The sequence below is a fragment of the Sphingomonas sp. LaA6.9 genome (assembly GCF_022601895.1).
In the GTDB taxonomy this organism is placed as follows: domain Bacteria; phylum Pseudomonadota; class Alphaproteobacteria; order Sphingomonadales; family Sphingomonadaceae; genus Sphingobium_A.
Genome location: NZ_JAKVIO010000029.1, coordinates 41913 through 55777, shown reverse-complemented (window position 1 = coordinate 55777; position 13865 = coordinate 41913). Strand labels below are relative to the sequence as shown.

The 13865-nt window shown below is 65.8% G+C and carries 15 protein-coding genes; 7 read left to right on the top strand and 8 right to left on the bottom strand.

The window, feature by feature from the left end:
* Nucleotides 1-191 (top strand): amidohydrolase family protein (locus MKI88_RS14595; RefSeq protein WP_241632125.1); only part of this gene is annotated, 191 nt, incomplete at its 5' end.
* Nucleotides 188-874, top strand: a complete 687-nt coding sequence (locus MKI88_RS14590; RefSeq protein ID WP_241632124.1) for a 2OG-Fe(II) oxygenase — start codon at nucleotides 188-190, stop codon at nucleotides 872-874. The genes MKI88_RS14595 and MKI88_RS14590, both read left to right, overlap by 4 nt.
* Here MKI88_RS14590 and MKI88_RS14585 read toward each other — a convergent pair.
* The gene (locus MKI88_RS14585) at nucleotides 871-1224 is read right to left on the bottom strand and encodes a DUF427 domain-containing protein (RefSeq protein WP_241632123.1); all 354 of its coding nucleotides are present in this window, start codon (nucleotides 1222-1224) and stop codon (nucleotides 871-873) included. The two genes, MKI88_RS14590 and MKI88_RS14585, sit on opposite strands and share 4 nt — an antisense overlap.
* Before the next feature lie 170 nt (nucleotides 1225-1394).
* Here MKI88_RS14585 and MKI88_RS14580 point away from each other — a divergent pair, with 170 nt between their 5' ends.
* The 3 genes from MKI88_RS14580 to MKI88_RS14570 all read left to right on the top strand — a co-directional run bounded on the left by MKI88_RS14580 (nucleotide 1395) and on the right by MKI88_RS14570 (nucleotide 5115).
* Nucleotides 1395-1898, top strand: a complete 504-nt coding sequence (locus MKI88_RS14580; protein WP_241632122.1) for an RcnB family protein — start codon at nucleotides 1395-1397, stop codon at nucleotides 1896-1898.
* A gap of 96 nt (nucleotides 1899-1994) precedes the next feature.
* Nucleotides 1995-3827, top strand: coding sequence for a DUF885 family protein (locus tag MKI88_RS14575; RefSeq protein WP_241632121.1), 1833 nt, complete (start codon nucleotides 1995-1997; stop codon nucleotides 3825-3827).
* Between the two features lie 172 nt (nucleotides 3828-3999).
* On the top strand, nucleotides 4000-5115 hold the full coding sequence (locus tag MKI88_RS14570; protein ID WP_241632120.1) for a S41 family peptidase: 1116 nt from the start codon (nucleotides 4000-4002) through the stop codon (nucleotides 5113-5115).
* Between the two features lie 8 nt (nucleotides 5116-5123).
* Here the strand turns inward: MKI88_RS14570 and MKI88_RS14565 are convergent, their stop codons facing one another.
* A complete protein-coding gene (locus MKI88_RS14565; protein ID WP_241632119.1) occupies nucleotides 5124-5645 on the bottom strand; it encodes a GNAT family N-acetyltransferase in 522 nt (173 codons plus the stop codon).
* Nucleotides 5642-7216 (bottom strand): lysine--tRNA ligase, encoded by a 1575-nt coding sequence (locus MKI88_RS14560; protein ID WP_241632118.1) that lies wholly within the window; start codon nucleotides 7214-7216, stop codon nucleotides 5642-5644. The genes MKI88_RS14565 and MKI88_RS14560 overlap by 4 nt, the downstream gene beginning before the upstream one ends.
* 38 nt (nucleotides 7217-7254) lie before the next feature.
* On the opposite strand from MKI88_RS14560, the gene MKI88_RS14555 reads away from it, so the two are divergent.
* Nucleotides 7255-9981 carry an ATP-dependent DNA helicase gene (locus MKI88_RS14555; protein ID WP_241632117.1) on the top strand — a complete coding sequence of 909 codons (2727 nt, stop codon included), beginning with the start codon at nucleotides 7255-7257 and terminating at the stop codon, nucleotides 9979-9981.
* A complete protein-coding gene (locus MKI88_RS14550; RefSeq protein ID WP_241632116.1) occupies nucleotides 9978-10526 on the top strand; it encodes a histidine phosphatase family protein in 549 nt (182 codons plus the stop codon). The genes MKI88_RS14555 and MKI88_RS14550 overlap by 4 nt, the downstream gene beginning before the upstream one ends.
* A 10-nt stretch (nucleotides 10527-10536) precedes the next feature.
* Here MKI88_RS14550 and MKI88_RS14545 read toward each other — a convergent pair whose 3' ends face one another.
* The 5 genes from MKI88_RS14545 to plsX form a co-directional block, all read right to left on the bottom strand.
* Nucleotides 10537-11010 (bottom strand): nuclear transport factor 2 family protein, encoded by a 474-nt coding sequence (locus tag MKI88_RS14545; RefSeq protein ID WP_241632115.1) that lies wholly within the window; start codon nucleotides 11008-11010, stop codon nucleotides 10537-10539.
* Between the two features lie 61 nt (nucleotides 11011-11071).
* Complete coding sequence (locus MKI88_RS14540) at nucleotides 11072-11464, bottom strand: MerR family transcriptional regulator (RefSeq protein WP_241632114.1); 393 nt, start codon at nucleotides 11462-11464, stop codon at nucleotides 11072-11074.
* A gap of 8 nt (nucleotides 11465-11472) precedes the next feature.
* Nucleotides 11473-11772, bottom strand: a complete 300-nt coding sequence (locus MKI88_RS14535) for an integration host factor subunit alpha (RefSeq protein ID WP_241632113.1) — start codon at nucleotides 11770-11772, stop codon at nucleotides 11473-11475.
* Between the two features lie 69 nt (nucleotides 11773-11841).
* The gene (locus MKI88_RS14530; RefSeq protein WP_241632112.1) at nucleotides 11842-12813 is read right to left on the bottom strand and encodes a beta-ketoacyl-ACP synthase III; all 972 of its coding nucleotides are present in this window, start codon (nucleotides 12811-12813) and stop codon (nucleotides 11842-11844) included.
* On the bottom strand, nucleotides 12810-13859 hold the full coding sequence (plsX, locus tag MKI88_RS14525) for a phosphate acyltransferase PlsX (protein WP_241632111.1): 1050 nt from the start codon (nucleotides 13857-13859) through the stop codon (nucleotides 12810-12812). Before plsX ends, MKI88_RS14530 begins: the two co-directional genes overlap by 4 nt.
* Nucleotides 13860-13865 lie beyond the last annotated feature (6 nt).

Genomic DNA, 13865 nt, shown 5'->3' with positions numbered 1-13865 from the left:
TGACCCCGGCCGAAGCGCTGGCGAGCGCGACCACCACGGCGGCGAAACTGCTCGATATGGAGAGCGAGATCGGCCGGATTGCACCCGGCTATTCGGCGGATATCATCGCGGTCGCGGGCGATCCGCTGACCGATGTCCGCGCGCTCGAAAAGGTCGATTTCGTGATGGTACGGGGAAAGCGCATTCCGTGACCGCGGCGGCAGAAGACAGCCACTATCAGGCGGGGCCGCCTTCGCAGCGGCTCGCGCGGATCGGCGAGATCGTGGCCGCGCGGCTGGCGGCGACGCACGGCGTGCAGACGATCCCCGTCGATGGAATCGCGATGTTCGTGTACCCCGATTTCCTGCCCGCCGGGGAATGCGCGCGGCTCATTGCGATGATCGACGCCGGCAGCCAGCCCTCGGCACTGTTCTCGGAAGGCGCGGACAACAGCTATCGTACCAGCCATAGCTGCAACCTGGATCGCTGGGACGACGAGGTCGAGGCGATCGACAACAAGGTCTGCCTGCTGCTGGGAATCGATCCGCGCCATGGCGAGACGCTCCAGGGCCAGCGCTACCGGGTGGGGCAGGAATTCAAGCCGCACCACGATTTCTTCCACGTCGACCAGCCCTATTGGGCCGAGATGGAGGCGAGCGGAGGCCAGCGGAGCTGGACCGCGATGATCTATCTCAACATGCCCGAAGCCGGCGGCGCGACCGACTTTCCGATGGCGGGCATCTCGGTCAATCCGCGCCCGGGACTGCTGCTCGCATGGAACAATATGGGCCCTGACGGTGCGCCCAACCTGCGCACACTGCATGCGGGCAGCCCGGTCGCCGCCGGGACGAAATATATCGTCACCAAATGGTTTCGCGAGCGGCCCTGGATCTAGCCGGGAGGCAGCCGCTCGATCTTCACCTTGTCGGGATAGAAGGCCAGATGGCCCGCGATCGCCGCCACTGCGGGATAAGGCGCCTCGTAGCTCCAGACGGCATTTTTCGCCTCGCCGATATCGAAATAGCTGGCCTCGCCCTTGTAGGGGCAACTGGTGTGATGGCTCGACGGTGTGAGTGCAGCCATGTGTGTGTCACCGCGCGGAACATAGAGCGCCACCGGATAGTCGGCTTCGGCAAGCGACAGCGCGTGGCTGGTATCCGCGATGACATTGCCCTGGGCGATCACGCGGACGCGTCCCGCAAAGGGAGTGATGGTGATGGGGTGATCGGGTCCGGGCACTTTCATCGCCGCGCTCCTTCGCTTGAGCCCGCGATATAGGTAGCTGTTCGCGTGTTACAATTTGCGACACAGGCTTTCATATCGCTGACGAAACCGTTCGCCGCCGATTCAGGTCGAATCGCGCATTCCTGTCCATGACGGCAACACCTGCTGCCGGACAGTGACAGGAGTTTCACATGCGTAAGTTCATCATTGCAGCGCTGATGGTCGCGACCGTGATGCCGTCGGCCGCCATGGCGCAGTCGCAGGCAGAGCTGCGGCGCGATCGCCAGGACATTCGCGAGGAGCAGCGCGAGCTGAACCGCAGCGTCCGTCGCGGCGAAAGCCCGCGCGAGGTTCGCGACGAACGCCGCGACGTGCAGGAGGCGCGGCGCGAATATCGCGCGGATCTGCGCGACCGCAACTGGGGCCGGGGTGACTGGCGCACTTACCGGAACAGCAATCGCGCGCTCTACGCCCGCGGCAACTGGCATGCGCCCTATCGTTATCAGAGCTTCCGGCCCGGCACCCGGATCAAGCCCGCCTATTACGCGCAGCGTTCCTGGATCGCCGATCCCTGGCGCTACCGGCTGCCCAAGCCCGCCGGCTATCAGCGCTGGGTGCGCAACTATGACGATCTCCTGCTCGTCGATATCCGGCGCGGAATCGTCACGGACGTGATCCGCAACTTCTACTGGTGATACACCGCGGCCCTGGCACAGCACATGTGTCGGGGCCGCTTGCCATGTACAGGTCGCTGTTATACTCCGATAACACAGGTAAGATCGGAGAACAGAATGTCTTTCTCGAATACGCTTCGCGCCGCGCTGTTGCTTTCGGTCGCCGCGCTGGCGCCGGTGACCCCCGCCGCGGCTCAGCAGGCAGCGCCCGCCGCACCTGCGAACGATGCCCACACCCAGCTTCACAAGCTTTTCGCGGACAGCGACGAGGCCAGCCTCAAGCGCAACCCGATCAGCGCGTTGTTCCGAGGCGACATGCGTTATGCTGATCGGCTCGGCGACTATATCACCGACGCCTATTTCGACGCGGAGCGTAATGCGGCTGAGGACGATCTCCGCCGGCTTCACGCAATCGATCGGTCGAAGCTCAATCCCACCGACCAGATCGCCTATGACGTGTTCGAATGGCAGACCCAGCTCGGGCTGAAAAACCTTTCTCCGGACATGCTCGCGCTGACCGCAGTGCGCCCCATCGATCATTTCACGGGCTTCCACACCTTCTATCCCGGCTTCGCCTCGGGTTCGGGTGCAGCGCCCTTCAAGACGGTTGCGGACTATGAGAACAACCTGAAACGCCATAAGGAATATGTCGTCGCGATCGACCGCTCGATCGGGCGCTTTCGCGAAGGCATGAAGTCAGGCGTCGTCCAGCCCAAGCTCGTCGTCAACAACGTCATCGGCCAACTCGACACGCTGATCGCGCAGGGCGTCGAGGGTTCGGTCTTCTATGGCCCGGTCAAGAAATTCCCCGAAGCTATTTCGGCCGCCGACCAGGCGCGTCTCACCAGCGCATATGCCGCGATCATTCGCGACGATATCAACCCCGCACACACGCGGCTGCGCGATTTCCTCAAGAACGAATATCTGCCGGTGGCACGTGACAGCGTCGGCATGCTCGGCATGAAGGGCGGCGACAAGGTCTACCAGTCGGCGATCGAGCAGCTCACGACGCTGCCACTTACCGCCGATTATGTGCACAATCTTGGGCTAAGCGAAGTCGCGCGGATCCGCGGCGAGATGGAGGCGATCAAGAACCAGGTCGGTTTCAAGGGAACGCTGGGCGAGTTCTTCCAGTATCTGCGCACCGATCCCAGGTTCAAACCCAAGACCAAGCAGGATCTGGTCGACGGCTATTATGCGATCGGCAAGAAGGTCGATGCACGGATCGGCGAACAGTTCTCGACGATCCCGAAGACTCCGCTGGAAATCCGCTTTTACGAGCCCTATCGCGAGAAGAACGCGGCCGGCGGATCGTACGAGCAGGGAATGTACGATCCCAAGAACCCGGCCAGGACGCGTCCGGGCATCTTCTACTTCAACACCTATGACCTGCCGTCGCGCACCACGCCCGGCATGGAGACGCTCTATCTCCACGAAGGCGCGCCGGGGCACCATTTCCAGATCAGCCTTGCGCAGGAAAACGAGGCGCTTCCTGCCTTCATGCGCTTTGGCGGCAACACCGCCTTTGCAGAAGGCTGGGGCCTTTATGCCGAGACGCTCTGGAAGGAGCTGGGTATGGAGACCGATCCCTATCAGCGCTTTGGCGGTCTCGACGACGAGATGCTGCGCGCGATGCGGCTGGTTGTCGACAGCGGCATCCATGCCAAGGGCTGGGGCCGCGACCAGGCGATCCAGTATATGCTCGACAATTCGAGCATGGGCAGGACCGATGCCACCGCCGAGGTCGAGCGCTATATCGCATGGCCTGGTCAGGCGCTCGCCTACAAGGTCGGCCAGCTCAAATTCTCCGAGCTCAAGAAGCGCGCGCAGGACAAGCTCGGCAGCAAGTTCGATCCGCGCGAATTCCACGCGCAGGTGCTGATGACGGGCGCACTTCCGATGACCGTGCTCGAGAAGAAGATCGACGACTGGATCGCGTCGAAACAGTGAGCAGATGGTGCCGCGGGGTGGCAGCAAGTTGCCCCGCGGCCCGCACGGCTGGCGACGACGGATTGCCGCTCGTCGAAGCGCGTTGATCGTTTATGGAAAAAGGATGGGGACGCGCGCCGCCCTGCGCCAGAGCAGATAGGTAACATGTAACCAACCTGTTGGGGAATAATTGATGCGCTTCGCCCTGCCACTTGTCCTGTCCTTCGCCGCGCTCTCCGGCACCTCGCTCGTTGCGCAGGTCGCGCCGGCCGAGACACCCGCCCCCGCGCCGACTGCGGCTGAGGCGCGCAAGCTCGCCGAGGAATTCGCCGCGAAGCTCGAGGCAAACTTCGTCTTTCCGGAAACGGGCAAGCGCTATGCCGCAGCGCTTCGCGCCAAAGCGGCGGCGGGGGGATATGACAAGCTCGCGAGCCGCGAGGCGCTGGCCGAAATGATGACCGACGATGTCCAGGCGATTGCGCCCGATGGTCATCTTCGGGTCTTTGCGAGCGCGCCTGATCGTCCACGCCCTGCTTCGCAGCCGGGCGCCACGCCGGCTCCCGCTCAGTCGCCCGCCGTCGAAAAAGGGCGCTGGGTTGCGCCCGGCGTCGCGTTTGTCCGCTTCAATGGCTTTCCAGGCTCGCCGGAATCGGTCGCCGCGACCCGGCAATTTGTCCGTGACTATGCGGCGGCGAAGACGCTCATCATCGACGTCCGGACGCATCGCGGCGGCGGCCTCGACGAAATGGACGTGATGTTCCCGCTGCTGTTCGCGCAACCGACCCAGCTCGTCGCTATGGAGACGCGCGCAGCGGTGGTTGCGGCTGGCAACGAGCCGCTGGACGATCGCGCAACGCTCAAACGCGTCGCATCCGCGCCTGAAGTCGTCCGCGAGGATCACTGGGCATTGCCCACGAGCCCGGCGAGCCCCCTGGCCTCCGCCAAAATCTACGTGTTGACCTCGGGCGGCAGCGCGTCGGCCGCCGAGCATTTTGCGCTGACGATGAAGCGCACGCATCGCGCAACGCTGATCGGCGAACCGACCGCGGGCGCGGGGCATTTTGGCGGTATGGTGCCGCTGCCCGCCGGCTTTAGTGCATTCATTCCCGTCGGACGCACCTATGATCCCGACACCGGCCAGGGCTGGGAAGGTCCGGGCGTTGCGCCCGATATCGCCGTGGCCCCCGAGCAGGCGCTGATCGAGGCACTGAAGCGCGCCGGCGTCGCATCCGCTGACGCAGAGCGGCTGTCCGCCCAACTCGCGCCTCAGGGTCGGATGCACCGCCGCGTCCGCGCCGCGGCACGCTGAAAGGCTGCTCAGGCGATCCGCTTGTAGAAGAAGGTGGTCGGGCACAGCGCGCCGTCGGGATAGAGCGCGAAATCGGGTATCTCGCCGACGCGCTGCCAGCCCAGCCCTACATACAGGCTTTCCGCGGCGCTTCCCGTCACCGTGTCGAGCACGAGCACGCTCAGCCCCATCGCGCGCGCCTCGTGCTCGGCCGCTTCCATCAGTAACCGCGCGATGCCGCGCCGGCGCGCGCGGCTATGGACGAGCATCTTGGCCACATCGCCACGGTGAGGTTGATTGTCGGCGCCTGCGCGCGCGACGGTCACCGTCCCGAGCATTTCGCCATCCGCCTCGGCGACGAGCAGGCGGATGGCGTCATCGCCGATTGGCCGTGCCTTGGCACGCCAGAACGCTTCCGCGCGTTCGCGCGTCAGATCGGCCATGAAGCTGACCGACGCGCCGCCCGCCACGCAATCGAGCAATATCGCCCCAAGCGCGGGGGCGTGCGCGTCGAGTGCGTCGGCGTCGATGCGCGCGACGCGGATCGTCATGCCGCCGCCAGCGCCTCGGCAATCAGCCGGCGGCTGTTCTCGATCCCGTAGAGCGCGATGAAGCTGCCCATGCGCGGCCCCTGTTCCTGCCCCAGCAGCGTCTCGTAAAGCGCCTTGAACCAGTCGCGTAAGGATTCGAAGCCATAGCCCTCGACCTTGCCGACAGCGTAGACTTCGTTCTGGATGGTCTCGGCATCGGCATCGCCCGGCAGCGCAGCGAGGCGCGCGTCGAGATCCTTCAGCGCCTCGGTCTCACTTGCGGTCGGCGCACGGCGCTTGAGCGTCGGTGCGATGAAGTCGCGGTGATAGGCGAGCGCATAGTCGATCAGCCGATCGAGCGCGGGATATTTGGCAGGGTCAGCGTCGGCCACGTAATTGGCGAGATAGCCCCAGACCTGTTCCTTGCGCGCCTCGCCCATCACGCCGACGAGGTTGAGCAGCAGCCCGAAGGTCACGGGGAGCGCTTCCTCGGGCACCTGGCCGTTATGGATATGGTGGACGGGATTACCAAGCTTCTCCTTGAGCGCCTGATCCTTCCAGTTGCCGCGGAACTGCCAATATTCGTCGATCGCGCGCGGGATCACGCCCATGTGGAGCGACTTGGCCTTTTTGGGCTCGCGATAGGCGTAGAAGGCGAGGCTTTCCTCGGGGCCATAGGTGAGCCACTGCTCCATCGACAGGCCGTTGCCCTTCGACTTGGAGATCTTCTCGCCCTTTTCGTCGAGGAACATCTCGTAGTTGAAGCCCTCGGGCGGGCGGGCGCCGAGCGCGCGGCAGATCCGCGAAGACTGCGTCACCGAATCGATCAGGTCCTTGCCCGACATCTCGTAGTCGACGCCCAGCGCGACCCAGCGCATCGCCCAGTCGACCTTCCATTGCAGCTTGGCCGCGCCCGACAGGATCGACTGCTCTACGGTCTCGCCCTCATCCTCGAAGCGCACGATGCCGGCACCGGCGTCGACCACGGTGACGGGCACCTGCAGCACGATCCCCGACTTTTTCGAGATCGGCAGCACGGGCGAATAGGTCGCCTGCCGCTCCTTGCGGAGCGTCGGCAGCATGATCCCCATGATGTCGTCATAATGCCCGAGAACGAGCTTCAGTGCGTCGTCGAAACGCCCCGAGGCGTAGCATTCGGTCGCCGACAGGAATTCATATTCGAAACCGTAGCGGTCGAGAAAGTCGCGCAGGATGGCGTTGTTGTGGTGCGCGAAGCTCTCGAACTTGCCAAAGGGATCGGGGATGCGCGTCAGCGGCTTGCCCAGATGCTCTGCCAGCATATCCTTGTTGGGAACATTGTCGGGCACCTTGCGCAAGCCGTCCATGTCGTCCGAAAAGGCGATCAGCCGCGTCGGGATATCCGACAGCGCCTCGAAGGCCTGACGCACCATCGTCGTGCGCAGCACCTCGTTGAACGTGCCGATATGCGGCAGGCCCGAGGGGCCATAGCCCGTCTCGAACAGCACATGCCCCTTGTCGGGCGCGCCGTTTGCATAGCGTTTGAGCAGCTTGCGCGCTTCCTCGAAAGGCCAGGCCTTTGATTCCATCGCGGTTGCACGCAGGTCGCTCATCTGTTGCTCTTTCGTTCCGTGTAGGCTTAACGGGAGGGATGGCGGCCTCTTTGCCCTATCCCGCGCTCTATGCAAGCCATGGCGGCATCTGGATCGCCACGCCCGATGGAGAAACGCGCGGTGTCGGGCGTGGAGAGGCGATCGCGCTGGCCGCCGAAACCCCGCTGATCGTGCTCAACGCGCCGCTGGTCGGGCAGCGGCTGGGCTATCCCGAACTGTCGGGGCTCGACCTGCTCGAACTGTTCGCCTTCATTCATCCCGCGCGCTTCGCGGTGCCGACGCCCAAAGGACTCGCACGAGCGATCGGGCTGGCGCCACCCCAGACCGATTCGGCGGTCGCGGATTTCCTGCGCAACGCCGCAGAAGCCCTGTTGGAACGCAGCGACGATCCGCACTGGACCGAGCGCGAGGGCGCCTGGACCGCGGCGCAGACGCTTGTTCGGATGCGCTGGCCCTGGGCCGCGGTGATCGCCGAACGTCTCGAAGCACCCGCGCGCGCCGAACGCTGGCTGTTTTCCCGGCTCCCCGAATGGGAGGACGCACCGCCGCGCACGCCGCCACGCACGGTCGTGCTCGAACCTGCAGACGTGGCCGAGCGGCTCGACGATCTCACCGGCCATGGCGCCGAGATCCGCCCCGGCCAGCAGGATTACGCCGCGGCGGCGGCGCAGGCATTCACGCCGCGCGTGCGCAAGGACGAACCGCAACTGATCCTCGCCGAGGCGGGAACGGGCATCGGCAAGACGCTGGGGTATCTCGCGCCCGCCTCGCTCTGGGCCGAGCGCGCCGACGGGCCCGTCTGGATCTCGACCTATACCAAGACGCTCCAGCGCCAGCTCGCCAGGGAAAGCGAACGGCTCTTTCCCGATCCGCGCGTGCGACGCAAAAAAGTCGTGCTGCGCAAGGGGCGCGAAAATTATCTCTGCCTGCTCAACCTCGAGGATGCGCTGCAGGGCGGCTTTGCCGGGCGCGCCGCGATCCTCGCGCAACTGGTCGCGCGCTGGGCGGCCTATAGTGCCGATGGCGACATGGTGGGGGGTGACCTGCCCGGCTGGCTCCCCACGCTGTTCCGTCGTGCGGGCGCGACCGCGCTCACCGACCGGCGCGGCGAGTGCATCTATGCGGGCTGCCCGCATTACCGCAAATGCTTCATCGAGCGCGCGAGCCGCGCCAGCGCCGATGCCGATATCGTCATCGCAAACCACGCGCTCGTCATGGTCAATGCCGCGCGGGGACGCGAGGCGGCCAATCGGCCGACGCGGCTGGTGTTCGACGAGGGGCATCACCTGTTCGACGCGGCCGATTCAATGTTCGCGACCGCGCTGACGGGTCAGGAGGCGATCGAGCTCCGTCGCTGGGTGACGGGCCCTGAGGGCAAGTCGCGCGGGCGCCGACGCGGGCTTTCGGCGCGATTGTCCGACGTCGCGAGCTACGACACGGAGGGCGGTCAGGCGATCGCCGAGGCGACCAATGCCGCGCAGGCACTGCCCTCCGACGGCTGGCTCCAGAGGCTTGCCGAGGGCGCTCCGTTCGGGCCGATCGAGGCGTTGCTCGCAGCGGTGCGCGGCACCACCTATGCGCGCGGCGCCGGCGAAGATGCGGGCTATGGCCTCGAGACCGAGATGGCCGAGCTCGACGGCGCGCTCGTCTCCGCAGCGCAGCCCGCGGCCGAGGCGCTCGACGCGCTGCTGCGCCCACTTGTCCGCCTGGGCCGTCGGCTGGAAGCGCTGGTCGAGGACGGCCCTGACTGGCTCGACGGACAGGCGCGCGCGCGCGTCGAGGGCGCGATCGCGAGCCTTGGCTGGCGCACCGATGCGCTCTCGGGCTGGCTGTCGCTGCTTTCGCGCATCGGCGGGCCCGCCGATCCCGATTTCGTCGACTGGCTCGCGGTCGATCGGATCGAGGGGCGCGACTATGATGTTGGACTCCACCGCCACTGGCTCGATCCGACACGTCCCGTGGCCGAGGTCGTGCTCAAGCCCGCACACGGCGTGCTTGTAACGTCGGCGACACTCAAGGGGGGCGGTGACTGGCAGGTGGCCGAGGCGCGCAGCGGCGCGCTCCATCTGGCGCAGCCCGCGACACGCTTCGAGGCGCCGAGCCCGTTCGACTATGCCGCCCAGGCCGAGGTGCTGATCGTCACCGATGTCAAGAAGGGGGACATCGCTGCGCTTGCGGGCGCTTATGGCCGACTGGTGATGGCCGCGGAAGGCGGCACCCTCGGCCTGTTCACCGCGATAAGGCGGCTGCGCGCGGTCCATGCGCGGATCGCCGACCGCCTGGCGCGCGAGGGGCTTCCGCTCTACGCGCAGCATGTCGACCCGATGGATACCGGCACGCTCGTCGACATCTTCCGCGACGATCCGCGCGCTTCGCTGCTCGGCACCGATGCGCTGAGAGACGGCGTCGACGTCCCCGGCCATTCGCTGCGCCTCGTGCTGATGGAGGGCGTGCCCTGGCCCAAGCCCACCGTGCTCCATGCGGCGCGCCGGCTTGCGGGTGGGGGCAGTGCCTATGACGACCAGATCATCCGCGCGCGACTCGCACAGGCGTTCGGCCGGCTGATCCGGCGCGCCGATGACCGGGGGCTTTTCGTCATGCTGTCGGCAGCGATGCCCTCGCGGCTGCTCTCGGCCTTTCCGCCCGGGACGCCCATCCACCGCGTCACGCTGGACGAAGCGGTCGCGCACGTTAAAGACCGTCTTGGCCCTGTCATCCTATCGGGGCAGGAGACCGCAGGTACCGCACCAACGGAGAAGGCATGAAGACGCTGACATTGCTGCGCCACGCGAAATCGAGCTGGGACGATCCCGTAGCGCGCGATTTCGATCGGCCGCTCAATGCGCGCGGAATCCGGGGTGCGAAGCGAATGGGTCGCTATCTGCGCGACGAAGGCCTTGTCTTTGACCATCTCCTCTCGTCACCCGCGATCCGTTGCACCGAGACGCTCGACTATCTGTGGGAGGGCATGGGCCGCAGCATGACGCCGAGTTGGGATCGGCGCATCTATCTCGCTTCGGCGGCGACATTGCTCGATGTCGTCCATGATGCGCCCGACCGGGCGGAGGCGCTGCTGATGTGCGGGCACAATCCCGGCTTCGAGGATCTGGCGCTGATGCTCGTACCCGACCGGCAGGGTGACGCGCTGCGCGACGCGGTCGAGGAGAAGTTCCCGACCGCCGCGCTCGCCGAGATCGCTTTCGACGTCGAACATTGGAGCGATGTCGCGAGCAATGGCGGCAGGCTGCTCCGCTTCGTGCGCCCGCGCGATCTCGATGCCGAACTGGGGCCCGTGCCCCACGGTCACTAGCTCAGCCGATTCAGCGCTGCGTCGGTGCCGCGGACAGCGCCGGCCGGTTGGGCTTGGGATAATAGAGCGCGTTCACCACCATCCAGCGACCATTGAAATTGCCCAGCTGAAGATGGTCTATAAACCAAGGCGCCTCGACACGCACCGTCGCAATATTGCCTGCAACATCGAGGATCCGGATGGTGCGATCCCATTGCTCGCGCGGCGTCTTGAGCGCGCCCTGCTGCGTGAGCTCGACGAGCTCGTCGGTCGTCATCCGCCGCAGCGCGAACTTCTCCTCGGCGCTTTCGGGCCGAATTGCGCGCTTGGCCATGTCGGGGTGCAGTCCACGCTTTACGCGTGCCGCGTCGCCATCAAGCTGGCCGTCGATATAATCTCGTGCAGCCGCCTCAATCGCCTGCACGGTGGCGGTGTCCAGATCGGCCGCGGCACGCGCGGGCGCGACGAGAAGCATTGCAGTCAACAGGGGTATGAGAAAACGCACGGGCTACCTTCCTTTGGCGGGGGGCGAGCGAGGCCGGGGCTCCCGGCACCGGAAGCAGGTGTCAGGCCGCAGCGAGCGCCCGCGCAAGACTGGCGCGCATATGGGTCAGCTCGGCGAGTATCTCGGGCGTCATCGGCGTCGCGGTGATCGGCGTCACCGGGGTTGGCGTGCGCTCGGCAGGGACCACAGGCGCAGCATCGAACTGATCGGGTGCACGCGCGCTCAGGAGTTTCTGCACGCCCTTGATGGTATAGCCCTCATGGTTGAGCAGCTGGTTGATCCGGCGTACGAGCGCCACGTCATCGGGTCGGTAATAGCGCCGCTTGCCCGCGCGCTGCAGCGGGCGCAACTGGGGAAAACGGCTTTCCCAATAGCGCAGGATATGCTGCGGCAGGCCGAGTTCGTCGGCGAGTTCGCCGATCGTCAGAAACGCGCCCTCGGCCTTGTCCGCCATGCCCGCGATCAGCCCGCCTTGACGATACGATCGCGCAACATCTGGCTGGCGCGGAAGGTCAGCACGCGTCTGGGCGCGATCGGAACCTCGACGCCCGTCTTGGGGTTGCGGCCGATCCGCTCGCCCTTGTCGCGCAGAACGAAGCTGCCGAAGCCCGAGATCTTGACGTTCTGCCCCCCGGCCAGAGCGTTACACATATGGTCCAGAATCTGCTCGACGAGCTTGGAAGATTCGGCGCGAGAAAGGCCGATCTCCCGATGGACCGAATCTGCCAGATCGGCGCGCGTCAATGTCGGTGCGGAAGCCATATTCATCCCCTTCTCTACGGCTTTGAAAACACTCTATCGTTTCGTGACCGAAGATTCAATTGACGGAGATCAATAGCGTAACACCGCGGCTCCCCACGTAAAGCCGCCGCCCATGGCTTCGAGCACCACTATGTCGTTCTTTTTGATCCGCCCGTCGCGGACGGCTTGGTCAAGCGCCAGCGGCACCGATGCCGCAGAGGTGTTTGCGTGCTGGTCGACCGTCACGACGACCTTGGACGGGTCGAGCCCGAGCTTGCGCGCGGTGGCGTCGAGAATGCGCGCATTGGCCTGATGCGGGACAAGCCAGTCGATGTCCTCGGGCGCGAGCCCCGCGGCCGAAAGCGACTCGCCCAGGACATTTGCCAGATTAACGACCGCGTGCCTGAAGACCTCGCGGCCCTTCATGCGCACCTTGCCGACGGTGCCTGTGGTCGACGGGCCGCCATCGACATAGAGCAGCTCGTTGTGCCGGCCATCGGCGTGCAGCTTGGTTGCAAGCACGCCGCGCCCGGTCTGCTCGCCCCCCTCTTCGGCGGTGAGCACGACCGCGCCCGCACCGTCGCCGAACAGCACGCAGGTGTTGCGATCCTCCCAGTCGAGGATGCGGCTGAAGGTTTCGGCGCCGATCACGAGCGCGTTGGTCGCGGCACCCGCGCGGATCATGCTGTCAGCGACCGAGACCGCATAAAGAAAGCCCGAACAGACCGCCTGGACGTCAAAGGCGACGCAGTCGTCGATGCCAAGCGCGGCCTGGACGCGCGTGGCAGTCGCGGGGAAGGTCTGGTCGGGAGTCGCGGTGGCCAGCACGATCAGGTCGATCTGGCCCGCTTCCATCCCCGCGGCGTCGAGCGCGTGCTGCGCGGCGGCGGTGGCGAGGGTCGAGGTCGTCTCGTCGGGGCCCGCGATATGGCGGAAGCGGATGCCGGTGCGTTCGACGATCCATTCGTCGGAGGTGTCGACCTGCTCGGCCAGTTCCTGATTGGACACCCGCCGCGCCGGGAGCGCCGAACCTGTACCCGAAATCGCCGCGCGCCGCGTCATGCCTGTATTACCTCTGGCCGCAAATGGGCTCTGAAATTGTCAAGATCGTCGGTGATTCGGCGCGTCAGCTCGTCGCGCACCAGCTTGGCCGCGACGTTGATCGCGTTCGCGACGCCAATTTCATTGGCGCTGCCATGGCTCTTCACGATCAGGCCGTTGAGGCCAAGGAACACCGCGCCATTATGGTTGTTGGGATCGAGATGGTGTTTGAGCAGCTCGGTCGCGGGGCGTGAGATCAGGAAGCCGATCTTGGAGCGCAGCGAGCTGGTGAAGGCACGCTTGAGAAGGTCGCCGACGAAGCGCGCGGTGCCTTCGGCGGTCTTCAGGGCGATATTGCCCGAAAAGCCGTCGCAGACGATCACGTCGACTTCGCCGCGCGAGAGCCGGTCGCCCTCGATGAAGCCGTTGAACTGCATCGGCAGATAGGTCGCCTCGCGCAACGCCGACGAAGCATCGCGGATTTCGTCGGTGCCCTTCAGCTCCTCGGTGCCGATGTTGAGCAGCGCGACGCGCGGGCGTTCGAGTTCGAGCACGGTGCGCGCATAGGCAGCGCCCATCACCGCGAACTGGATGAGGTTCTGCGCATCGCACTCGGTATTGGCGCCGAGGTCGAGCATGACGAAGTCATTTTCGCCAAGGCTGGGGAGCAAGGCCGCGAGCGCGGGCCGGTCGATGCCGGGCATCGTCCTGAGCGAGAGCTTGGACATCGCCATCAGCGCGCCCGTATTGCCCGAAGACACGGCAGCGCCCGCATCGCCGCGTTTCACCGCGTCGATCGCGAGCCCCATCGAGGTCGTCTTGGCGCGCCTGATCGCCTGGCTCGGCTTGTCGGTGGCGGCTACCACCTCGGGCGCGTGCAGGATTTCGGAGGCCGCACTCAGATTGGGGTGTTTTTCGAGCCCCGCCCTGATCTGTGCCTCGTCGCCGACGAGCAGGAAGCGCATGCCGTCATTCTGGCGCCGCGCACGCGCGACGCCAGCCAGCATGACCGCCAGGCCCTCATCGCCGCCCATCGCGTCGACTGCGATCCGCGGCGAACTGCCCACCGGTAC